The organism is Effusibacillus lacus (assembly GCF_002335525.1).
Classification (GTDB): domain Bacteria; phylum Bacillota; class Bacilli; order Tumebacillales; family Effusibacillaceae; genus Effusibacillus; species Effusibacillus lacus.
Genome location: NZ_BDUF01000057.1, coordinates 121,119 through 142,941, shown reverse-complemented (window position 1 = coordinate 142,941; position 21,823 = coordinate 121,119). Strand labels below are relative to the sequence as shown.

Genomic DNA, 21,823 nt, shown 5'->3' with positions numbered 1-21,823 from the left:
CTGCCTTTTTTTCGTGATGTTCTATGGCCTTGAAATCAGCATCAGGAAAAGTACAAAAGAAAGCATCATCAGGATGATAATGTCCAGCGCGTTGGGGAACAGGATGGCCCTTAGAAACAGCAGGCAAATTGCAATCAGCAGAATCACTTTCACAAACTTCACGAGTCCCAGAAAAAATCCCATCGATAAACTCCCCCCTGGGTGTAAGCCTACTCTAACTTATGACAGCACAGGGGGGGTTGATACTTATGTGTGGGTATAAACGGCAACGAGTGGAAAAGATGAGGAATGACCCTATTTGGAAGCAGGTGATCGGACCCAATGTTTTCCATTCCCGAGCTGGTGTTTCATTTTTTGTGGACGAGTGTGTTTCTGGTGTTGGCCATTTTTCTTTGGATAACGTTGCGGGGGCGGGAAGTTTCTCCGAATGCAGGATCTGACAGGCAAGCAGGAAGCTTCTTTTTCGGAACAAGAATGGTTTGGAACAACCTGTGGCGAAAGCCGCTTCGCACCCTATTGCTGATCATGTCTTCCGCCATAACGGCGTCCGTCCTGTTCTTGAGTTACTTCTTTCTGGTCAGCCTGGATCGGAGCTTGTCAGTTGCGGGCGAAAGATTTGGAGCGGATGTGATGGTGGTGCCCAAAGGAAACGGTGCAGCCGCCCGGCAGCTGCTGCTTTCGGGGACAACCAGCCCCTTTTACATGCCACAGAATGTTTGGGAGCGGATACGGGTCCTTCCTGGGGTGGTTGCGGCATCTCCCCAATTGTATCTGGAGACGTATTCCGGTTCCTGCTGCCAGGTGGAGGGAAATTTCCCGGTTGTGGCATTTGACCCGAAAACGGACTTTACCTTAAAGCCCTGGCTGTCGGATACCGGAGGGCGTCCGTTTACCCCCGATTCCATCATCATCGGCAGTGAAGCGGGTGGCAAGAATGCCATCTATCATCTGGACAACCGGTCTTATGAGGAACGTTTAAACCTGTTTCACCACGAATTCGTTGTCTCACGTCTTTTGTATCCCAGCGGCACCGGGGTTGACAATACCATTTTTATGGACATAAACAAGGTACGCGCCTTGCAGCAATCAGGACATATCATCGGGAACGTTCCAAAGGATTCGATATCGGTGGTTTTGGTCAAAACCCTGCCGGGAGATGAGGAACTTGTCCGCAGAGAGATTGAACGACTGATACCGGAAGCCTCTGCCGTTACCGGGATCAGTGTTCGGGAGACGGTGGAGAAGCAGCTGTTTCCCTTGCGGCTTTTGTCCTATTCCATGATTGGTGTGGTGCTCCTGATGGCAGGATTGCAGGCCATGACCCTTTTCTCGGCAATCGTGTCCGAACGAAAACAGGAAATCGGGATGTTTCGGGCACTGGGCGCTACCAAAGGGATCGTGTACCGGTTCTTGCTGCAGGAAGCCGGTATGGCCGGATTGCTGGGAGGTGCTGCAGGCGGATTGGCGACGTTTATTATTTTGTATGACAACCGCACTTTGATTCGCAAGACGATTCATTTGCCGCTGCTCTTCCCGGAGGCGGGATTGGCCATTTTGCTGGCTGCGGCCGTTAGCATGATTACAGTCCTTCTCTGTGTGTTGGCAGCTTATCTGCCGGTGCGTTCCATTGTCAAACAGGAGCCTTATCTGACTATCCGGGAGGGCGAATGATGATTCAATTGGCGGACATAAGGAAAACCTTTCAAACCGGGCAGGGAATTGTCCAAGCTTTGGAGAATATTAACCTTTCGATAGGTGAAGGGGTGTTTCTGACGGTCATGGGGGCTTCCGGTTCCGGCAAGTCAACTTTGCTTTCCCTGATTGGTATGCTTTGCAGTCCCACGGAAGGTTTGATGACTGTGAAGGGAAGGGACACCGGCAGAATGTCAGACTGCCAGAAAACCCTTTGGCGCCGGGAAAAAATTGGCTTTGTGTTTCAATTCCCGAGTCTCGTCAATACGTTGAACGTCCGTGAAAACGTGGTGCTTCCCAAACTGTTCTCCGGGAAAATCACCCAAGCGGACTGGGATCGTGCTGACTTCTTACTGGATGGGGTAGGACTTGGGGAGAAACTCCACAACCGTTCCTATGAACTTTCAGGCGGAGAACAAAGGCGCGTAGCTCTGGCACGCGCTTTGATAAACGATCCGGAGATGCTCCTGGCAGACGAGCCCACCGGAGCGTTGGATGAAGATACGGCGATCCGGATCATGCAAATCCTTAGGGACATCAACCGGCAAGGAAAGACGGTGGTCATGGTGACCCATGACGGAAAGCTGGCCGAATGGGGGAACCGGTTGATTCGGCTAAAGAACGGGAGGATTGAATATGACAGCGGGTAAACAAACAGCCCGGCTTCAGGGGGTACAACCAACGGAGTGGAAGCTGGTACTGGGTACGGGAGCTGTTATGGGAATAGTGGCAGGTCTTCTGTCTCTGCCCGGAAAGGAATGGTTTAACTGGACGGTCCCGGGCGGCATGATGGTGGCCAGCTGGATTGTGGTGAATCGTGCGAAGAGGAGCCGTTTCCGGGCCGGTTTCATTTCTTCTTCCCTGGCGGGCATTCTGGCTTGGGGTCTTTATATGGGTATTACCTATTCCAATTTCGTGGCGACTGTTGGTTCGTTCACGGCAGCGCTGCAATATTCCGCAGCTTTCCTGCTGCCGCTGGTTCTGATTATCGGGCTGTTTGGCACCTGGATGTTCAGCCGCACACGGGAACGGGTTCTGGCCGCTCAAGAACGAGTTCGCACAGAACGGACCGTACGTGGTTCTAACTTCAAGTCCCACACCAAGCCTGGAAAGAAGAAATGAGGGCCGGAAAATGAAGAGGCTCTTTCTTGCACTTTCGCTTATGGCAGCAAGCGGATGCAGCACCGTCAAACCTGAGACAGTCAAACCGCTGCCTGCCGGACAACCGGCGCAGGAGCAGCCGTCATCTGCAAGCCCGATTCCCTACAGACAGGAAGTAGTGGCCCGGGGATTGGACGTTCCATGGGCCATCGACCTGGCTCCTGACGGCAGAATCTTCTTCACCGAACGTCCCGGACATCTGCGGGTGGTAGACAACAATGGAAAACTGCTGGACGACCCGGCCATCTCATTTGAAGCCCCGTTCGTCAGTGAGGGAGAAGGCGGTCTGCTGGGGGTGGCATTGGACCCCCAATTCCAGGAGAATCATTACCTCTATGTGTACCATTCATATAAAGACAACAGTCAATTGAAGAACCGTGTGCTTCGATTGGTGGAACGGGACAACAAAGCGAGAGTCGACAAGGTTTTGATCGATACCATTCCGGGTGCCGGCATTCATAATGGCGGGCGTTTGAAAATCGGGCCGGACGGCTGTTTGTACATCACTACCGGAGACGCTCACCAACCCGGACTTGCGCAGGACCGTTCCAGTCTGGCCGGGAAGATCCTGCGGATCCGGCTTGACGGCTCAATCCCCGCCGACAATCCTTTTCCCGGATCCCCGATCTACAGTTTGGGTCACCGGAATCCACAAGGGCTGGCCTGGCAACCGGAAAGCGGAAGCCTGTACAGTTCCGAGCATGGGCAATCGGCCCATGATGAGATCAATCGGATCCAAATCGGATTCAATTACGGATGGCCTTTGATTCAGGGAGACAAGACCCGGCCAAACCCGGAAGAACCGGGAGGGGCCCTGCTGGCTCCCCTACTGCACAGTGGGGAGGCTACATGGGCGCCTTCGGGAATGACATTTCTTACAAAGGGTCCGTGGAAAGGGCAGCTGCTTGTTGCCAATTTGCGCGGGAGACAACTGCTGAAGCTGGAACTGAACAAGGGGTCGAACGGAGAGGCCTCCCTGAAGGTGGAGACGATACTCAAGGAACAATATGGCCGGCTGCGGGATGTTCTGGAGGCTCCTGACGGCTCGATTTATCTGTTGACCAACAACCGTGACGGACGGGGACAGGCGCAGGCGGGAGATGATCGGATCATCAGATTCAGACCCGATTTTTGACAAAATCAATTTTTTGCGTATACTATGATATGGATAAAACCTGAAACGATCCAAACAAAAACGACTTTGATGGGAAAGAGTAGAGCGGAGAGCCCCGCAGAGAGGGAGACCCGTGAGGGACTTGGTGGGCAGCTCATTGAGCTGATTCACATGGCTGTACTCCGGCATTGGCCGGTTATCTGCCTGTTTCGCGCGGCTGCAAGGTTTCCTGGTGCGCCAAAGCTCGAACGTCGTCCCGGAGTTGCTTGGCTGAACGGAATTTTAGCTGCAGAACCTGCATCCCCAGTAAGCCGGGCCGGTGAATCCGTTATCTTCCCAGAGTGTGCATGCCGTTCTTCGAACCGCATGTGAAGCAAGGTGGTACCGCGGAAGCAAACCTTTCGTCCTTCATTTGGACGGAAGGTTTTTTTAGTCTTGATTCCTTACGAAATAGGACTTATAGGAGACTGTCGATTCACTCAAAGCGGTAACTTGTGCTTGACTTTAAGTTGGATCTTCATGTACCTTTGCAATTCAGAAGAATCTACGGAACACATTTTTTGCTGCAAGAACAAATAATCAATTGTATCAGAAGAGGGTCCGACATCCGCAGCAAAAATAAAAATCAAGCCTTGTTTAAAACCAGGATTCCTTATACTAAGAAAAATGGGACTGCATTTCAGTCTTATTTTTGTCGAATCAAAAGGATTCCCCAAAATTGAACTGTTTTTCAGTCCTATATGCCATTTTTACTTGTGCACCTCGAAATTCACCCGAATAAGACTGAAAATCAGGCCTATTTCGGAAACGAAAATCAAAAAGTCAAAGATAAGACTGAAAACCAGTCTTATTCCACAACGGTTACATTCTGTTATTTCAGCACTTGGGCGTCCCGGCCACCGGGGAAAGGCCCCCCAATTTATAAACTGGAGGATTGCCAATGTCAGAGCGAAACGAGCAGAACCAGATTCCGACTGTCTACGATCCGCAAACTGTCGAACAGAAACTCTATGACTGGTGGATTGAGAACCAATTTTTCAAAGCGACGGGCGACCCGGAGAAGCAGCCTTACTGTATAGTCATTCCGCCGCCAAACGTTACCGGAATGCTCCACATGGGACATGCACTCGACTGTACATTGCAGGACGTACTCATTCGACACAAGCGGATGCAGGGTTATGACGCTTTGTGGCTGCCGGGTATGGACCACGCGGGGATTGCAACCCAGGCGCGTGTGGAAGCGACGTTGAGGGAAGAGGGGGTTACCCGGTATGACCTAGGCCGTGAGAAATTCCTCGACAAGGTTTGGGAGTGGAAAGAGCACTATGCATCGGTTATCCGTTCCCAATGGAGACGCATGGGTTTCTCCCTTGACTATTCACGCGAGCGGTTCACCATGGACGAAGGATTGTCCCGGGCCGTCCGCACCGTATTTGTCAAACTCTATGAAAAAGGGTTGATCTATCGCGGCAAACGGATCATCAACTGGGATCCGGCAGCCCGTACCGCCCTGTCCGATATTGAAGTGGAATACAAAGACGTAAAAGGCGCCCTCTACCATCTGCGCTATCCGCTGAAGGACGGAAGCGGTCACATTACGGTCGCCACCACCCGTCCGGAAACGATGCTCGGGGATACGGGTATTGCGGTCCATCCGGAAGATGAACGGTACAAGGACCTGATTGGCAAAATGGTGATCCTGCCCATCGTGGGCCGGGAGATCCCGATTTTTGCCGACGAATATGTGGATAAAGAATTTGGCTCCGGTGCGGTCAAGGTGACTCCTGCCCACGACCCGAACGATTTCGAGATGGGGCTGCGCCATGACCTGCCGATGATTACCGTGATGGACGAATCCGGTACGATGAATGAGAATGCGGGACCGTACCAAGGTCTTGACCGGTTTGAATGCCGCAAGCAGATTGTAGCCGATCTGCAGGAGCAGGGGGTCCTGTTCAAGATCGAGGAACATGAGCATTCCGTCGGCCACTCGGAACGGAGCGGCGCGGTGGTCGAACCCTTCCTGTCCACCCAGTGGTTTGTGGCGATGAAGCCCCTGGCGGAACAAGCGATCAAGCTGCAGCAAGGTGATGATGCGGTAAGGTTTGTGCCCGACCGGTTTGAGAAAATCTACCTGCACTGGATCGAGAATATTCGTGATTGGTGCATTTCCCGCCAATTGTGGTGGGGACACCGGATTCCCGCCTGGTATTGCGACTCTTGCGGTGAGACTGTTGTGACATTGGAGGATCCGACTGCTTGTCCAAAATGCGGGCATGGGGACCTTCACCAGGACGAGGATGTGCTGGACACCTGGTTCTCCTCCGGTTTGTGGCCCTTCTCCACCATGGGCTGGCCGGAACAGACGGAGGACATGAAGCGTTACTACCCGACCGATGTGCTGGTTACCGGATTTGATATCATCTACTTCTGGGTGGCGCGGATGATCTTCACCGCCCTTGAGTTTACAGGTGAGAAGCCGTTTAAAGACGTATTGATCCACGGTCTGGTTCGGGATGCCCAAGGACGGAAGATGTCCAAATCCCTTGGCAACGGGGTGGATCCGCTGGACGTAATTGAAAAGTACGGCGCCGACGCTCTCCGCTTCATGCTGATGACCGGAAGCAGCCCCGGCAACGACCTCCGCTTTAACTGGGAAAAAGTCGAAGCGGCTCGCAACTTTGCCAACAAGATTTGGAACGCATCCCGTTTCGTGATGATGAACCTGGGTGACTTCAGCCATGCTGACATTCGGTTGGACGGGGAACTTGGAACCGCCGACAAGTGGATCCTGCACCGTCTGAACGAAACGGCGAAGGAAGTCAATGCGGCGCTGGAGCGGTATGACTTCGGAGAAGCAGGCCGTCAGATTTATGAGTTCATCTGGAACGAGTATTGCGACTGGTACATTGAGCTTGCGAAATTGTACCTGCAGGGCGATGACCCGGCAGCCAAGCGCACCACACAATCGGTGCTGGTGTATGTACTGGATCAATCCTTGCGTCTGCTTCATCCGTTTATGCCTTTCATAACGGAAGAGATCTGGCAGCATATTCCGCATGAGGGCCAGACTCTGACACTGGCTGCCTATCCGAAGCACGAGGAACGGTTTGTGAATCCCCAGGCAGCGCGTGAAATGGAATTGCTGATGGATATGATCCGGGCGGTGCGAAACATTCGTGCCGAGATGAACGTCCCGCCGAGCCGTCCGGTTACGTTGATTGTAAAGCCAGCCAATGGCGAAGCGGAATCACTGATTCGCAGGGGAGAAGCTTATATCCGTCGTTTCTGCAATCCGGAAAGCCTGACCATTGACCAGAACGTTTCCACACCGGAAAAATCGGTCACTGCCGTTGTGACAGGGGCGGAATTATTCCTGCCGCTTGCCGGCCTGATCGATATTGAAGCGGAAATTGCCCGGCTGGAGAAAGAACTGAAGAACCTCGACGCGGAAGTGGAAAGGGTTGAAAAGAAGCTGTCCAATCCGGGATTTGTCGCCAAAGCGCCCACTGAAGTCATTGATGCCGAACGGGCCAAGGGGAAAGACTATGCGGACAAGCGCGAGAAAGTGAAAGCCCGGATCGAAGAGCTTCGAAGGTAATGACGGCGGGGGCCAGTGTGCCCCCGTTTTCACTGGTTAAGGCGGTGAAACTGCCAAGTTGAACTTTATTCCATTCTTTCGAATACGATGCTAAGGAATGATTCAATTGATACAGGAGTGGGTAGCAAGTTTTCCGAAGTTTGACGGCCGGTGGGGAATCAAACTCGGATTGGAACGCATGGAAGCTTTGCTTGCGAAGCTCGGCAATCCTCATACCCGATTGCGGTTTCTCCATGTGGCCGGGACCAACGGCAAAGGTTCCACCTGCGCCTATTTGGCGTCCATCTATCAGGCAGCAGGTTATAAAGTTGGACGTTATACATCCCCCTATCTGGTTCATTTCTATGACCGGATGTCAATTAACGGGGTCGACGTGACAGAGGAACAATTGTCCGGGTATGCGGAAATGCTGAAACCTCATATTGAAGAAATCCGTCTTACCGAAATCGGGGAACCCACAGAATTTGAAGTAATCACGCTGCTTGCAATCCTTTTCTTCCTTGACCAAGAGGTGGATCTTGTTGTATGGGAAACAGGGCTGGGCGGCCGATTGGATGCCACGAACGTGGTAACCCCGTTGGCTTCCGTGATTACCAATGTGGGTCTGGATCATCTGGTTCATCTGGGGCCATCCATTGAGGCCATAGCCGCGGAGAAAGCAGGCATCATCAAACCGGGCATCCCCCTTTTTACAGGGGCAGTCGGATCGGCGTTGGAGGTCATTCTGAACAAGGCAGGCGAACTGGGAGTTCCTGTCCGGGTGTTGGATAAGGACTTCGGGTTTGTGCGAACGCACCATTCCTTGTCAGGGCAGGTGTTTGATTATCAATCGACGAATACTGAATTGAAGAATCTGGAAATCAAGATGCTGGGTGAGCACCAATGCAAGAACGCAACACTTGCAATCGGTACTGTGCTCCATCTGTCTGAAACAGGCGTTTTACCTGTTCGGGAGCAGGCATTAAGGAAGGGGCTCCTTAGGACACATTGGCCGGGGCGATTGGAAATTGTGCATGGAAATCCGCTTGTATTGTTGGACGGAGCCCATAACCCGCACGGTACAGAAGCCTTGGCTGCCGCCTTGGCGGATTTGTTCGGCAAGCAAAAGCTGATTCTCGTCATCGGGATTTTACAAGACAAGTTGGTGCCGGGTGTGCTGGAACCGGTTTTGCCTTTTGCCAAAACAGTGATTGTAACGGCCCCCGATACCCCAAGGGCGGCAAGTCCCGAGGATGTGGAGATGTTTGTAAGGGATCGGGTTCAGGTTCCCTCATTCAGGATTCCCTGTGTGTCCGATGCGGCTGCATATGCAATGAATCTGGCACAAACCAACGATGTTGTGCTTGTTACGGGCTCCCTTTACACCATTTCGGAAGCAAGGCGATATTTTTGCGGGAAAGGATGACGTGCGAGTGAATCAGATCCGGCGTGTCCACTTTGTGGGAATTGGCGGGTATGGCATGAGTGCCATTGCAAGGGTAATGCTGGATCTTGGCTACCAGGTTACCGGTTCGGACGTGTCGCGGCAAGATGCCACAGACCGGCTGGAATCTTTGGGAGCCAAGGTATATATCGGCCATAACCGCTCGAATGTGTCTGGTGCCGATTGTGTCGTTTATTCAACTGCCGTTACAATGTGCAACGAGGAACTGATAGCAGCGCAGGAAGCGGGAATTCCTGTATTCCACAGGTCCCAGATGCTGGCCAAGCTGATGGAGGACCGCAAGGGAATTGCCGTTGCCGGGGCGCACGGCAAGACTACCACCACATCCATGGTGTCCTACATTTTGCAGGAAGCAGGCAAGCATCCTACCTATGTGATCGGCGGTGTGTTAACCAATGTGGGAGACAACGCCAAAGCCGGTTCCGGGGAGTTCCTGGTTGCCGAAGCGGATGAGAGCGATGGGTCCTTCACACACTACAATCCCCACTACGCCATCGTCACTAATATCGAACCGGATCACCTGGAGAATTACGGCGGAAACTTTGAGCAATTGAAGAATGCGTACCGGCAATTTTTTTCCAATGTACATTCTTCAGGCGTAATTGTGGCTTGCTGGGATGATCTTGTTGTCAGGGAGCTTCTGGCAGCCGATTCCCACAAGATTCTCAAATACGGCCTGGATTACGGAGCGGATGCCACCGCCAGGGGCATTGAGCTGTTTGACCGGGGGGCTCGCTTCCAACTCATCCTGAACAACCAGAGTGTGGGTGAACTGGAGCTGTCCGTACCCGGCCGGCACAATGTTCTGAATGCGGTTGCAGCCTCTCTTGTATGCATGCAAGCGGGTGTAAGGTTTGATGAGATTGCTGCCGCATTAAAAAAATTCCGGGGAGCCAAAAGAAGATTTCAGGTCCTCTATGATGCGCCGGATCTGCTGGTCGTTGACGATTATGCCCACCATCCCACCGAAATCAGGGCGACAATTGCAGCCGCGAAGGCAAGCGGAAGGAGAGTGGTGGCTGTATTTCAACCGCAGCGTTACACCAGAACCTATTACCTGTTTGAAGAATTCAGCCGGGCTTTTAAAGAAGCGGACGAAGTAATTTTGACCGACATCTATTCACCTGCGGGAGAGAAACCGATTGAAGGTGTTTCGGCAGAAAAACTGGCTCTCCTGATTTCCGAAAACAGCGGTGTGCATACTGTATATCGGCCTACCAAGCAGGAGGTTGCTTCCTACCTCTTTGATCATGTCCGTGACGGGGATCTCGTTCTGACCATGGGGGCCGGAGACATCTACAAAGTGGCCGAACAGCTTGCAAGCGCAAAGGTGGTTTAGAGACTGGAAACAAAGAAAGTTTCCTCTAAATTGTGCCCTAACTTCCCGAATATGCTTCGATAGAAGCATTATTTATGGAGTTGGAGGGGTGGACAAGTCAATTGTACTTAAAATTTTAAATTTTGGTCTTGTATCCAACTTTTTCATCCGCTATACTGTAGAAGTAATTTGGTAATTTCATATGGTAGGGAATTGCGCAACCTGCGCGCCAAAGGAGTGATCGAGTGGAAAAGTTCAGCCGAAAGTCGATCTTCATTCTTGCGGCGACCGTAGCAACGGCTGCAGTCGGAGCGGGCACTGCAACCTCCATGCACAAGACTGTATCCTTGAAGGTGGATGGCCGGGCCAAGGAAGTATCCGGTTTTTATACAGGAACGGTTGAAGAGTTCCTGAAGAACCAGGGAATTCAGCTTTCCGGGAAAGACCTGGTTGTACCTGCCAGGGATGCACGCTTGACGGAAGGTATGGAAATTGCAGTCACCCATGCCAAGAAACTGACCATTCAAGATGGCACAAACCAGCCGAAAGAATTGTTAACTGTCGCGGAAACTGTTTCCGAAGTTCTGAAGCAGGCAGAAATCAGACTTGGCGAACATGATAAAGTGAACACCGAATTGAATTCCGCTCCAGCCGAAGGCCAAACCATCGTAATTACCCGTCGCGAAGTGAAAGTAGCCGTAACGGAAGAGACGATACCTTTTCAGACCGAACGCCAGCCCAGTCAGGATCTATTCAAGGGACAGGAGAAAGTGCTGACGCACGGTGTGGAAGGGTTAGCCAAAGTAACGACCCGGGTCGTATTGGAAAACGGGGTAGAAGCAGACAAGAAAGTGGATAAGGAAGTGGTCAAGGAACCGGTCGCCAAAGTAGTTGCCTACGGCACGAAGCCCATGGTGATTGCCTCCCGTTCCGGCGGTACATTTACCGCTTCTACCAAGATGGTGATGAGCGCAACCGCCTATCAGGGAGGAGGCCGAACGGCAACCGGCCGCGTGGCCCAGTACGGAATAGCGGCTGTTGACCCAAGTGTGATCCCGCTTGGAACAAAGCTTTATATTGAGGGGTACGGATACGCGATTGCAGCCGACACAGGCGGGGCAATCAAAGGCAACAAGATTGACCTTGTATTTGACTCTCTGGAGGATTGTCTCCGATTCGGACGTCGACAGGTAGTGGTTTATATCGTGGAATAATTGTGCCGCGCCCATATCATTGAATCCTACGATCTGAAACCCCCACGAATTCGTGGGGGTTTCAGAATGGTCTGTTAGTTGAATTTATACGGAAGCAACTTGAAGCTATTTATTGTGTTGTTGCTTGATTCACCAGATTTCGGATTTGCTCTTTAACGTTCCCGGAAGCTAAACCCCCGTGATAACAAATTACCGAGTCGATTTCCAAATCTAAAAACTTCCATCGAATCAGAACCAGGATTGTTGGAACGAAGACCACAAGAAACAGCGGCGCATAAATCACTATAAGTTCCGGTTCGATTAACACGACAGTCGCTCCAAATCCAGCCGCGAATACAATTCCCAGGAGAACAAAGAGTTGAGTGCCCAGACTTCGGTCTAGAAACGCTTCTTTCACGCTTACAGGCTTGAGAAGTACCCGCTCAGGCCATAGGTAAACAATAAAAGCCATGTTGTAAGCAGAATCCTATTTTTCCATCTTGTATCCAATTCCCCACACCACCTTTAAATATCTCGGGTTCTTGGGATCAATTTCGATCTTTTCCCGGATCTTCCGAATATGAACGGCTACGGTATTCTCCGCGTTGTAGCCTGGCTCCTTCCAGACCCGTTCGTAGATTTCATTGATGGAAAAGACTCGTCCCGCATTCGTCATTATACTCAATCGGGGTCAATTTTACCGGTTCTCCATTGACGGCAACCTCTTTGGCCGATGTATTTAAGGTTAGCCCTCTTAGGTCGATCACTTTCTCTGAACCTTCGTAAGTGCCCAGGACGACTAATACGTTATAGCTGATCATTATTTATCACCATGCTTTCTTCTTGTATCTCATGGTAAGACACAAATCTTAATATTGGGCGAGTGCAATCCTTAAGAATTTCTTAATAAACCCCGAATCTATCATTTTTAGCATATCAAGAATACCAATGTCATATGGTAGTAAAAAATGCTAGATTCGGAAGGAGCAAGGTCGTATGGACAAGTCCCGGATGACGTTTACTTTTCGGCAGTCCCACAAGGAACCGGCCCGTGGGGCAAGGGATTTGCGTGAGCGCCGGCCGTTTGAGTATTACCGCAGGGCGGATGGGCGGACGTATGCCCGCCATGCCGGGCGTAATGGAGATTCCGGCAAAAACTCCCCTTTCCTTCGTTTGTTTTGGCTGATGCCGGCCATCCTGGCGACAATTACCGGCATGGTACTGGGGTTGGGGGTGCTGTTTGTGTTCAAGAACGCCACTCCGGAGTCCAAGCCGATAACGAAGACAATCGCACCAACCTCTCCTGGAACGGCTCCGGTATCCCCAACTCTTCAGACTTTGCCGGGGTTGGATCTGGTTGCCTACCAGGTAGGGGCATTCAAAGATCAGGAGGCTGCCAAAAAAGAGGCTGCAAACTTGGAAAAATCGGGCCTGCAACCGGTGGTTCGCAATTCTGACATGGTACAGCTGTTTGTGGGCGTGGCCGTCGACAAAACCCAGGGACAACCGGTAGCGGATGCATTGGCGCAAGCCAAGGTACGCTACTATGTGAAGGAATACAAAGTGGAGCAAAGAAAAGGTGTCATGCAAGGAATCACTGCCAAAGATGCGGCAGTAGTTTCCGGTGCATTGACACAAACAGCCCAGGTTCTGAAAGACGGCATCCCATTGGCAACCGCCAAGTCTCCGCAGAAAGAAGCGCTGGACGCCTGGAGCAAACGGGTTCAAGCTTTGGGCACACAGTTGGAGACCGCGCGTCAAGTTCTTGAGAAAGCGGGTAAGAGAGGGGAAATCATTCGGCTGGATGATATCCTGGAGCAATTGAACGCGGCGAGTGTCAACCTGCAGCAGGGAGGGAGGCTGCTCGAAGTGCTGCGGCCATTGGTGCAAAGCATTGTAAATTATGAAGAATTGACAAGCAAACTGGTTCAGCCATGAATCTTGTTTCCCCTCTTTGGACAAGCGTTTGGCCGGTATGATATGCTTGAATCAAACCAAATGTTGACAATGAAGGGGCTATTTGCAATGACGAACATGCGTACAGAGAAAGATCTGCTCGGGACGAAGGAAGTGCCGGCAGACGCGTACTATGGGATCCAGACATTACGGGCGGTGGAGAATTTTCCGATTACGGGAATTCCTCCGCATAAAGAGATGATTCGGGCGCTGGCCGCGGTAAAGAAGGCGGCAGCCATAGCCAATTGTGAAGTTGGCGTGTTGAAGCCCGAAATTGCAGATGCGATTGTTCAGGCGGCTGATGAGATCCTTGAAGGGAAACTCCACGACCAGTTTATCGTCGATTCGATTCAGGGAGGCGCCGGGACGTCGATGAATATGAACGCCAACGAGGTGATTGCCAATCGGGCAATCGAATTGTTGGGGGGCAAGAAGGGGGAGTATCTCAGATGCTCACCCAATACTCATGTAAACATGGCTCAGTCCACCAACGATGTGTTTCCCACCTCCATCCGGATTGCTTCCCTTCAGCTTGCCAAAGGGGTCATTGAGGCATTAACAGCCTTGAAAGCTGCGTTTGAAAACAAAGCGAAGGAATTCGACCGGGTTATTAAGATGGGGAGAACCCACCTGCAGGATGCGGTTCCCATTCGGATGGGACAGGAATTTGGCGCTTACGCGAGGGTGATCGGCCGTGATATCGAACGGATTGAACGATCGCTGGTAAACCTGCGGGAGATTAACATGGGCGCAACGGCAGTCGGAACAGGACTCAACGCGCTCCCGGAATACATAACTAAAGTGACGGAGCAGCTGCGTCAGATCACCGGACTTGATTTGAAACGGGCGGAAGATTTGGTGGATGCCACCCAGAATACGGATGCCTATACGGAGGTGTCGGCCGCCCTCAAAATTTGTGCTGTCAACCTGTCGAAGATCTGCAACGACATCCGCCTGATGGCCTCCGGGCCGCGAACGGGCTTTGGCGAGTTGCGGCTGCCGCCGCGGCAGCCCGGTTCGTCCATCATGCCGGGGAAAGTTAACCCGGTGATGGCGGAAGTGGTCAACCAGGTGGCATTCCAGATTCAGGGCAATGACCAGACCATTTGCCTGGCTTCCGAAGCCGGACAGCTGGAATTGAATGTGATGGAACCGGTATTGGTATTTAACCTGCTGCAATCTCTATCGATTCTGCAGAATGCGGTACGTGTGTTTACCACCCATTTGGTGGAGGGGTTGGAGGCGGATCTCGAGCGATGCAAGCAGTTGGTTGAGCAAAGTGTGGGTGTCATCACCGCCGTCAATCCGCATGTCGGGTATGAAACCGCAACAATGATTGCCAAGGAAGCGATCTCCACCGGGCGCCCCGTTCGTGAGATTTGCCTGGAGAGAGGAATTCTGACCAAAGAAGAATTGGACGTGATACTCAACCCGTTGGAGATGACTACACCGGGAATTGCCGGGGCTCAATTGTTGTTTGGGGAAAGAAAATGAGGATGTCCCAAAATTGGTTGTTTGGAAACTTTCTGGTAGGTCAGAAGCCATGAGGATGGCAACCCCATTGAAAAATAGCGGTGATTTTCAACATTATTTTGGAAATCTAAGTACCGAATTCGACAAGTTTAGCGGTGAAAAACATGGTTATTCGAAAAGCGTACCCTAAGCGGGCTGTCTTACGACCTCTGGGACAGCCCCTGTTTTTATAAACTGCCTCTTGTTGGTTAAATTTACGAATCGAGTTCAACCTGGACTTCAGATTTGTTGAATTCGTAGGGACAATCCTTCGAAAAAATACTTTTTTTACGTTGTCCCGACTTAAGGTTTGATATGCTCTTTCGCTAAAACTGCCAACTCCACCGTATTTAAGCCCCGCAAAAATTCATCCGTCATGTCAAAAGAATCAGGTGTTTGTATTGGGCGGAAATATTCGAATACGGAAAGATCAGTAAACCAATCAAACCTTTCAGGGGGCTCAACCGGTTGAGCCTCCCACGCGTTTTGCAGTTCCGGACTGAAAAAAGGCGGTGCGCCTTTTTGCAAAGTTCCTGCTACGAGTCTTTCTTTTGAATCATGTTCGTCTTTATGTTTTATTTTCGAAAAAATATGCGGCCAATAATCCGCTCTCGACCCGGTATGCGGAACCTCTTTGGCAAAACGGAGAGCCCCTTCAAAGACATCCTCAATCCCAAACAAGATGGCGTATAAACTTTTCCCTACGCCAATTCGTTCTTTTAAGTCAGTAAAGTCTTCCATAACCAAACCGGCCAATCTGGGAACCGGTGACGTTCCTGGGTGTTTTTTGCGTGGGAAGAACGGGAACACCACCTGTGTCAATTGCAATAAGCTCTGCGTTTTGAATTCAAGAGTTTCATATACATGCTTTTGGTACACGGGGTTCTCGGCAACCCTTTTTTGGATATAACATTGTTCGTTGATAATGAGTGCAACCGTTAGAAGTTGAGAGTTTTTCCTGGCCCAAAATTCGTTCCAAACGGGCCGCATGAACTTGGACACATGGAATGCGGGCAAAAGATGAAACAGATTTTTCTTTTGCCTTACGCTTTCTTCATATAACAGCAGTTGTGGGTATGCATCCTGAAAGATGAGTGCGTTTGCACGTTCCAACGAGTTGAAAAAATGGACGATCTCGTTTGGTTCCAAAAGATGCGGGAGCAGATTCCCTTTCAGATCGGTCATCTGCCATCCCCCGTTGCGGGAAACCATATGGGCGAGGAATGCCCAATGCAGTTCAGGGAATCTGAAATAGATTTGCCGATAGGCTTCGGTTCGAGTTTCATTGTTTCGATTCAGTTTTGTTGTAATCTCTTGTATGCGTGCCATTGTTTGCTTTTCATCAGGCAATAGTGCAGCAGGAGCCGACTTTTTTTTGAGCTGTGTTGACAAATCGGATTTTACGGATTCCAATACTTCAACCGGAAGTTTAAGGGATTTCCACCTTGCTTTGACTTCCGATTCGTAGAGTGTACTTTCTAATGTACTTTTTAGATTATAAAAAATCCTCTGCAAAATATTCATCAACACAGGCCCCCCGCAACATTCATTACCTAACCATCGTAGTAGGCGGAAGATAAAGAATCGTCCCATTCTGAGCCAGACACTCAAAATGGGACATGGTATCTATTTCTCTGCAATTTGCTCCACTTTTCCTTGCTCAAGCGGTTTTCCGTCTCTTCTCAGACTGTTTTCATTACGTGGACTTTTCTTCTTGTTCGCCTGTTCTTTGAGTGCCATTCGATTCCCTCCTTTGAGGTCAGTATGCCCAAAGACTTAGTATGGGATATGTGATTGAATCCATTTTCGTTACTGTCCTCGGTCCCAAGGTAAGAAAAAATAGGACTGCATTTCAGGCGAATTTTTGTCGAATCAAAGGTACTCCCAGAAATAGGACTGTTTTTCAGTCCTATATGCTTGTTCTTGCTTGTACACCTCGAAACTCGCCCGAATAAGGCTGAAAATCAGTTCTATTCTTGAAGTGACAATCAAAAAATCAAAAATAAGTCTGAAAATCAGCCTTATTTCCACGGCGATGCATTATGTAAAATATAATCCGATCGTGGGGAAGTCGCACCGACCTATGTGAACCGTTTTTGAAAAATGAAGGAGTTACTGGTTCTCGGGATTTCCATTTTTTACTGTAATTTTTTTCTGTTTGACAGCAGGAGCCGCCATATTTTTTGTCGAAATTAACTCAAGATTGTCGATGCCTGACAATTGGACATGCAGCGAAGAAGGGGGTATGATTATGGCAAGATCATCCTCCAACGTGTGGAGATTGATTCTGATCCTGTTTATCGGGCTGACGATCGGCACGATCGCAGGGGAACTGTTGGGCAAAGCGTTTCAGCTGCATTGGCTGACCGACGCCTGGACGCCAATCGTTTGGAATCCGGCAGGAGATTTGGGAATGGTTAAATATGATCTTCACTTACAGGTCAAACTAAATCTGGCAAGCCTTGCCGGTATGGGCCTTGCTTACTGGATTTCAACCAAAATGTAGGTGATGCGCGTGGCTAGGCTGATTCTGGCGTCAGGTTCACCGCGACGGCGTGAACTCCTCGCCGGGCTGGGGATTGCCTTTGATGTGATCGTATCAGATGTGGATGAAACTATTAAGGAAGAGGTAATGCCTTCCGAGATGGTTCGAACCTTGGCCTGCAGAAAAGCGTCTGCCGTCTCGAATACTATACAGGACGGCATTGTTGTAGGAGCGGACACGATCGTTGTACTGGATGGGGAAGTGCTTGGCAAACCTGTTGATAAACAGGATGCCATTCATATGTTGAAGAAACTTCAGGGACGCTCGCATACGGTCTACTCCGGTGTGGCGGTAATCGATGCGGCAAGCGGAAAACAACTGGTGGACCACCGATCCACTCTGGTACATATGCGGCCGTTGACAGACGCGGAGATTGAAGCCTATGTGGAAACCGGCGAACCGCTTGACAAAGCGGGCTCGTACGCCATTCAAGGCATAGGATCTACGATTGTTGACCGAATTGACGGGGATTATTTTACCGTCGTCGGACTTCCCATGGAATTGCTTGCTTCGATGTTGACTTCCTTTGGTATTCATGTGTTGAAGGCGACGGAGGAAACAATGAGGTGAGCTGTTTGAAAGAAGAATACGCTATGCGCGTGCTTGTTCGTGATGTCCCGGTCGAAGACCGGCCGCGTGAACGCATGCTTCGGGACGGAAGCCAAAGCTTAAGCAATGCGGACTTGTTGGCTATTTTGCTAAGGACAGGTTCTAACGGACAATCTGTCATGTCGCTTGCAGAACAATTGTTGGCCAGGTTTGGCGGACTTCGGTCCTTGATGGAAGCGGACATTCGGGAAATGACCGATATTCCGGGCATGGGACCCGCTAAGGCTCTGCAAGTTCAGGCAGCCATTGAACTTGGAAAACGAATTGCCCGGTTGACCCGGAAGCCGTTGACTGTAATTCGCAGTCCGCAAGATGTGGCCGACCTGTTTATGGATCGACTGCGGTTTGAAAAGAAAGAGCATTTTATCGTGGTGCACCTGGATACCAAAAACCAGGTCCTCACGGAAGAAACCGTATCTGTCGGATCCCTGGATTCCTCAATCGTGCATCCTCGAGAAATCTTCAAAACCGCTCTGAAGAAAAGTTCTGCTTCGATCATTTGTGTTCACAACCATCCCAGCGGCGACCCGACTCCGAGCCGCGAAGATATCCTTGTCACAAAGCGTTTGGCTGAAGTTGGACAAATCATGGGAATCGAACTGTTGGATCACGTGGTGATCGGTGAGCAGCGTTTTATAAGTCTGAAAGAACAGGGACTTTTTTAAAAAGCCATTGACACAGCAATTGTCTTGAAGGGAGTATCATGTTCATGTTGACCAATCGTGATATGGGAATTGACCTGGGTACTGCGAATACCCTTGTATATGTTAAAGGAAAAGGAATTATTCTGCGCGAACCCTCTGTCGTGGCAATCCGGACGGATACCGGCGCGATTGAGGCGGTCGGCGAACAGGCGAAACTGATGATCGGCCGGACGCCTGGCAATATTGTTGCAGTTCGTCCGATGAAAGACGGAGTCATTGCCGACTTTGACACAACGGCAACCATGCTTCGCCATTTCATCCGGCAAGCGATGAAGAGGAAATCTGTCTTTTCAGGTCGTCCGCGCGTAATGGTCTGTGTCCCGTCCGGCATTACAGCCGTTGAGAAGCGTGCTGTAGAGGATGCAACCCTGCAGGCGGGGGCACGGGAAGCGCATACGATTGAAGAACCGATGGCTGCCGCGATTGGTGCGGGTCTTCCTGTCGGAGAGCCTACAGGCTCCATGGTTGTTGATATCGGGGGCGGAACTACCGAGGTCGCCATTATTTCCCTGGGGGGAATTGTGACCAGTCGTTCCATCCGGGTGGCAGGCGACGAGATGGACGAAGCCATCATTCAATACATCAAGAAAGCGTACAACCTGATGATTGGGGAGAGGACGGCGGAAGAACTGAAGATTTCCATAGGTTCGGCCATGCCGTCCGATCGGGGAGAGACAACGGAAATCCGTGGCCGGGACCTTGTTTCCGGCCTTCCGAAGACACTTACAATATCGGCTGAAGAAATTGCGGAGGCGCTCGGCGATACAGTCAACTCCATTGTTGATGCGGTGAAGATCACTCTGGAGAAGTCACCGCCCGAATTGGCTGCCGACATTATGGACCGGGGAATTGTCCTGACCGGCGGAGGAGCTTTGCTGCGTGATCTGGATCGTCTTCTTGCAAAGGAAACGGGTATGCCTGTCGTTGTGGCAGACAATCCGCTTGATTGTGTGGCGTTGGGTACGGGGAAAGCTTTGGATCTGATTCATCTGTTCAAGAACCGGAGCGGCTATACTTCCAAGAAAAGATCCTCTCGCTAACCATAGTCAAAGGATGTGGGTTTCGGGTGCCCCGTTACAGTAACAACAAACGGCTTTTCGTATTGCTGGTAAGTTTGATCCTGCTTACCGTAATCGTGACCTTTTCGATAAAACGGAATGACATCACCCTGCCGGAAAAAGTGATGATCGACGCTTTCTCCTGGGTTCAGAACGTGGTGTATCGACCCGTCAGCCATCTTGCCGGATTTATCGACGAGGTACAGGGCATTCTGGAACTGTATGAAGAGAATGCGACGCTGAAGGCCAACCTTCGTGATTACCAAACATTGAGTGCCCGCCTGGCTGAGCTGGAACATCGAAACCAACAGTTGGAAACAATGTTGAACTTCCGGCAACAGCCGCTTACATTCAAAGTGCATCCGGCAAACGTTACCGGCCGCAATCCGGGCGAATGGAACTCCACGCTTACAATTGACAAGGGAGAAGCACACGGAGTCAAGAAAGAGATGGTTGTGATCGCGCCCGATGGAGGCCTTGTAGGGCGAGTAATGAGTGTCAACAAGTTCAGCAGCAAAGTGCTCCTGATAACCGATACCAACAAGATGGGCATATCGGCTGTTGTGCAAGACACCCAAAGTCGTGCCGTCGGGATTGTCAGCGGCTCCAGCAGCCAGTTGGGGGCAGTCGAGATGGGCCTGATTGACCGGGAGGCCAACCTTCAGGTGGGGCAAAAGGTTGTAACGTCCCATTTGTCCGATATCGCCCCGCCCGGCATTCTGATCGGAGAGATTACCAGTTTCACAATGGAAGAATCTGGATTAACCAAGAAGGCCACCATCAAACCTGCCGCCAAACTGGACCGGCTGGAGACCGTTTTTATCGTAGAGCGTGACCAGCCTGTTCCGCAGGGACAGTAAGGGGGTTCTTCCATGCGTCCCGTCTTTCTGTTTCTGGTCCTAATTGCCGGCCTGATTTTGCAAGCGACGCTGTTTGTGCAGAAACCGTTTAGTTGGTTTCAACCCTCCCTGACCGTTCTGATCCTTCTGTTTATCGCTTATTACCGCGGGGCTTTTCTGGCCATGATGCTCGGCATCCTGACCGGCCTGGTGCAGGATGTGGTTTATGGGAGTTTCATCGGTATGCATACGTTTTCTCTTGGGGTAACCGGCTATTTTGCGGGAGCTCTGTTCCGGGTCTTTCTCAACCGGAGTCTGATCATGCTGGTGTTTGTGATTCTTGGATTCTCTGCCGTTTATGAATTCATGAACTACGGAATCGCCATGATTTTCGGCCGGATCCAGGTCGATCTGCTGGCGGTGCTGACGTACGCGGTGCGTTTGATGATCTTTAACGGGATTTTTGCCCTTATTTTGTACCCATTGGCGGACAAATGGTTTCCGGAGGATGAGGATTGGGGCTTGGGAGAGGAATATCTCTGACCGGGGGACTCGGAGGGATGTTCCATTGCAGGATTTGGTGAAGATCAGAGAGAAACGATGGTTCTGGCTAAAAGTCGTTGTGGTTGCGGCATTTGGTGCCCTTTCACTGCGGCTTTTTACTATGCAGGTGACCAATGGGCCGGTTTACCGTGCGAAGATCGCAAATGACAGGGTGGACCGCTTTGTGGTGGGGGCTCCCCGCGGCAAGATTCTGGATCGGAGTGGTCTGGTGCTTGCCGACAACAAGAAAGTCCTGAACCTTGTTTATCTGCCGCTGGAAGGCCGGCAGGACGCGGATAAGGTCGCCAATCAGATTGCATCCGTTCTCGGCAAACGACCGGAAGAATTGCTCGAATTGATGGATACGGGGGAACATCCCAAACTGCCCAAGTCGATGCCAAGGAGAATCTACCGTGATTTGAGTTTGAAACAGCTGTCCTTTTTGCGCGAACACCAGGAATCGCTTCCCGGTCTTCATGTCATCGTTGAATCCAAACGGGAGTACAAACAACAACGTCTGGCTTCCCATGTTCT

The 21,823-nt window shown here is 50.9% G+C and carries 19 protein-coding genes and 2 pseudogenes; 17 read left to right on the top strand and 4 right to left on the bottom strand.

The window, feature by feature from the left end; all coding sequences use genetic code 11:
* Window positions 1–21: 21 nt before the first annotated feature.
* Complete coding sequence (locus tag EFBL_RS20570; protein WP_165912434.1) at window positions 22–183, bottom strand: hypothetical protein; 162 nt, start codon at window positions 181–183, stop codon at window positions 22–24.
* 138 nt (window positions 184–321) lie between these two features.
* Between EFBL_RS20570 and EFBL_RS11220 the strand changes: the two genes are divergently transcribed.
* From EFBL_RS11220 to EFBL_RS21660, 8 genes are all read left to right on the top strand, one after another.
* Window positions 322–1,671 (top strand): ABC transporter permease, encoded by a 1,350-nt coding sequence (locus tag EFBL_RS11220; protein WP_096182218.1) that lies wholly within the window; start codon window positions 322–324, stop codon window positions 1,669–1,671.
* A complete protein-coding gene (locus tag EFBL_RS11215; RefSeq protein ID WP_096182217.1) occupies window positions 1,671–2,342 on the top strand; it encodes an ABC transporter ATP-binding protein in 672 nt (223 codons plus the stop codon). Before EFBL_RS11220 ends, EFBL_RS11215 begins: the two co-directional genes overlap by 1 nt.
* Window positions 2,329–2,814: a hypothetical protein gene (locus EFBL_RS11210; RefSeq protein ID WP_096182216.1), complete on the top strand. Its 486-nt coding sequence runs from the start codon at window positions 2,329–2,331 to the stop codon at window positions 2,812–2,814. Before EFBL_RS11215 ends, EFBL_RS11210 begins: the two co-directional genes overlap by 14 nt.
* Before the next feature lie 10 nt (window positions 2,815–2,824).
* Window positions 2,825–3,988 carry a PQQ-dependent sugar dehydrogenase gene (locus EFBL_RS11205; RefSeq protein ID WP_096182215.1) on the top strand — a complete coding sequence of 388 codons (1,164 nt, stop codon included), beginning with the start codon at window positions 2,825–2,827 and terminating at the stop codon, window positions 3,986–3,988.
* Window positions 3,989–4,907: 919 nt separating this feature from the next.
* Complete coding sequence (locus tag EFBL_RS11195) at window positions 4,908–7,568, top strand: valine--tRNA ligase (protein ID WP_096182213.1); 2,661 nt, start codon at window positions 4,908–4,910, stop codon at window positions 7,566–7,568.
* A 97-nt stretch (window positions 7,569–7,665) separates the two neighbouring features.
* Window positions 7,666–8,973 carry a bifunctional folylpolyglutamate synthase/dihydrofolate synthase gene (locus EFBL_RS11190; RefSeq protein ID WP_096182212.1) on the top strand — a complete coding sequence of 436 codons (1,308 nt, stop codon included), beginning with the start codon at window positions 7,666–7,668 and terminating at the stop codon, window positions 8,971–8,973.
* A 7-nt stretch (window positions 8,974–8,980) separates the two neighbouring features.
* Window positions 8,981–10,351: a UDP-N-acetylmuramate--L-alanine ligase gene (gene murC, locus EFBL_RS11185; RefSeq protein WP_269432697.1), complete on the top strand. Its 1,371-nt coding sequence runs from the start codon at window positions 8,981–8,983 to the stop codon at window positions 10,349–10,351.
* A 224-nt stretch (window positions 10,352–10,575) separates the two neighbouring features.
* Window positions 10,576–11,544 (top strand): resuscitation-promoting factor, encoded by a 969-nt coding sequence (locus EFBL_RS21660; protein WP_096182210.1) that lies wholly within the window; start codon window positions 10,576–10,578, stop codon window positions 11,542–11,544.
* Window positions 11,545–11,653: 109 nt separating this feature from the next.
* Here EFBL_RS21660 and EFBL_RS11175 read toward each other — a convergent pair whose 3' ends face one another.
* Window positions 11,654–11,995 carry a hypothetical protein gene (locus tag EFBL_RS11175; RefSeq protein ID WP_096182209.1) on the bottom strand — a complete coding sequence of 114 codons (342 nt, stop codon included), beginning with the start codon at window positions 11,993–11,995 and terminating at the stop codon, window positions 11,654–11,656.
* Between the two features lie 15 nt (window positions 11,996–12,010).
* Window positions 12,011–12,323: pseudogene (locus tag EFBL_RS11170) on the bottom strand (winged helix-turn-helix domain-containing protein); the annotation flags it as partial.
* Between the two features lie 196 nt (window positions 12,324–12,519).
* Here EFBL_RS11170 and EFBL_RS11165 point away from each other — a divergent pair.
* Window positions 12,520–13,461 (top strand): hypothetical protein, encoded by a 942-nt coding sequence (locus tag EFBL_RS11165; RefSeq protein WP_096182208.1) that lies wholly within the window; start codon window positions 12,520–12,522, stop codon window positions 13,459–13,461.
* A gap of 87 nt (window positions 13,462–13,548) precedes the next feature.
* On the top strand, window positions 13,549–14,973 hold the full coding sequence (gene aspA, locus EFBL_RS11160) for an aspartate ammonia-lyase (RefSeq protein WP_096182207.1): 1,425 nt from the start codon (window positions 13,549–13,551) through the stop codon (window positions 14,971–14,973).
* Window positions 14,974–15,294: 321 nt separating this feature from the next.
* Here aspA and EFBL_RS11155 read toward each other — a convergent pair whose 3' ends face one another.
* Entirely contained in the window at window positions 15,295–16,515 is a 1,221-nt protein-coding gene (locus tag EFBL_RS11155) for a DUF2515 domain-containing protein (RefSeq protein WP_165912435.1), read from the bottom strand.
* Window positions 16,516–17,242: 727 nt separating this feature from the next.
* On the opposite strand from EFBL_RS11155, the gene EFBL_RS11150 reads away from it, so the two are divergent.
* The 7 genes and pseudogenes from EFBL_RS11150 to EFBL_RS11120 form a co-directional block, all read left to right on the top strand.
* Window positions 17,243–17,497: a DUF4321 domain-containing protein gene (locus EFBL_RS11150; RefSeq protein ID WP_096182205.1), complete on the top strand. Its 255-nt coding sequence runs from the start codon at window positions 17,243–17,245 to the stop codon at window positions 17,495–17,497.
* Between the two features lie 3 nt (window positions 17,498–17,500).
* Window positions 17,501–18,106: a Maf family protein gene (locus EFBL_RS11145; protein WP_096182245.1), complete on the top strand. Its 606-nt coding sequence runs from the start codon at window positions 17,501–17,503 to the stop codon at window positions 18,104–18,106.
* 23 nt (window positions 18,107–18,129) lie between these two features.
* Complete coding sequence (radC, locus tag EFBL_RS11140) at window positions 18,130–18,810, top strand: RadC family protein (protein ID WP_096182244.1); 681 nt, start codon at window positions 18,130–18,132, stop codon at window positions 18,808–18,810.
* Between the two features lie 44 nt (window positions 18,811–18,854).
* Window positions 18,855–19,889 (top strand): rod shape-determining protein, encoded by a 1,035-nt coding sequence (locus tag EFBL_RS11135; protein ID WP_424955024.1) that lies wholly within the window; start codon window positions 18,855–18,857, stop codon window positions 19,887–19,889.
* A 26-nt stretch (window positions 19,890–19,915) separates the two neighbouring features.
* Window positions 19,916–20,767: a rod shape-determining protein MreC gene (gene mreC, locus EFBL_RS11130; protein ID WP_165912436.1), complete on the top strand. Its 852-nt coding sequence runs from the start codon at window positions 19,916–19,918 to the stop codon at window positions 20,765–20,767.
* A gap of 12 nt (window positions 20,768–20,779) precedes the next feature.
* Window positions 20,780–21,289, top strand: coding sequence for a rod shape-determining protein MreD (mreD, locus tag EFBL_RS11125; protein WP_096182202.1), 510 nt, complete (start codon window positions 20,780–20,782; stop codon window positions 21,287–21,289).
* 25 nt (window positions 21,290–21,314) lie between these two features.
* Window positions 21,315–21,823 (top strand): annotated as a pseudogene (locus EFBL_RS11120) (hypothetical protein); the annotation flags it as partial.

Coding starts and splice junctions, on each gene's coding strand:
- EFBL_RS11195 (WP_096182213.1), top strand. CDS start 4,908: ATGTCAGAGCGAAACGAGCAGAACCAGATTCCGACTGTCTACGATCCG.
- EFBL_RS11145 (WP_096182245.1), top strand. CDS start 17,501: ATGCGCGTGGCTAGGCTGATTCTGGCGTCAGGTTCACCGCGACGGCGT.
- radC (WP_096182244.1), top strand. CDS start 18,130: ATGCGCGTGCTTGTTCGTGATGTCCCGGTCGAAGACCGGCCGCGTGAA.
- EFBL_RS11135 (WP_424955024.1), top strand. CDS start 18,855: ATGTTGACCAATCGTGATATGGGAATTGACCTGGGTACTGCGAATACC.
- EFBL_RS20570 (WP_165912434.1), bottom strand. CDS start 183: ATGGGATTTTTTCTGGGACTCGTGAAGTTTGTGAAAGTGATTCTGCTG.
- EFBL_RS11220 (WP_096182218.1), top strand. CDS start 322: ATGTTTTCCATTCCCGAGCTGGTGTTTCATTTTTTGTGGACGAGTGTG.
- EFBL_RS11210 (WP_096182216.1), top strand. CDS start 2,329: ATGACAGCGGGTAAACAAACAGCCCGGCTTCAGGGGGTACAACCAACG.
- EFBL_RS11155 (WP_165912435.1), bottom strand. CDS start 16,515: ATGAATATTTTGCAGAGGATTTTTTATAATCTAAAAAGTACATTAGAA.
- aspA (WP_096182207.1), top strand. CDS start 13,549: ATGACGAACATGCGTACAGAGAAAGATCTGCTCGGGACGAAGGAAGTG.
- EFBL_RS11190 (WP_096182212.1), top strand. CDS start 7,666: ATGATTCAATTGATACAGGAGTGGGTAGCAAGTTTTCCGAAGTTTGAC.
- mreD (WP_096182202.1), top strand. CDS start 20,780: ATGCGTCCCGTCTTTCTGTTTCTGGTCCTAATTGCCGGCCTGATTTTG.
- EFBL_RS11215 (WP_096182217.1), top strand. CDS start 1,671: ATGATTCAATTGGCGGACATAAGGAAAACCTTTCAAACCGGGCAGGGA.
- EFBL_RS11150 (WP_096182205.1), top strand. CDS start 17,243: ATGGCAAGATCATCCTCCAACGTGTGGAGATTGATTCTGATCCTGTTT.
- EFBL_RS11175 (WP_096182209.1), bottom strand. CDS start 11,995: ATGGCTTTTATTGTTTACCTATGGCCTGAGCGGGTACTTCTCAAGCCT.
- EFBL_RS11205 (WP_096182215.1), top strand. CDS start 2,825: ATGAAGAGGCTCTTTCTTGCACTTTCGCTTATGGCAGCAAGCGGATGC.
- EFBL_RS11165 (WP_096182208.1), top strand. CDS start 12,520: ATGGACAAGTCCCGGATGACGTTTACTTTTCGGCAGTCCCACAAGGAA.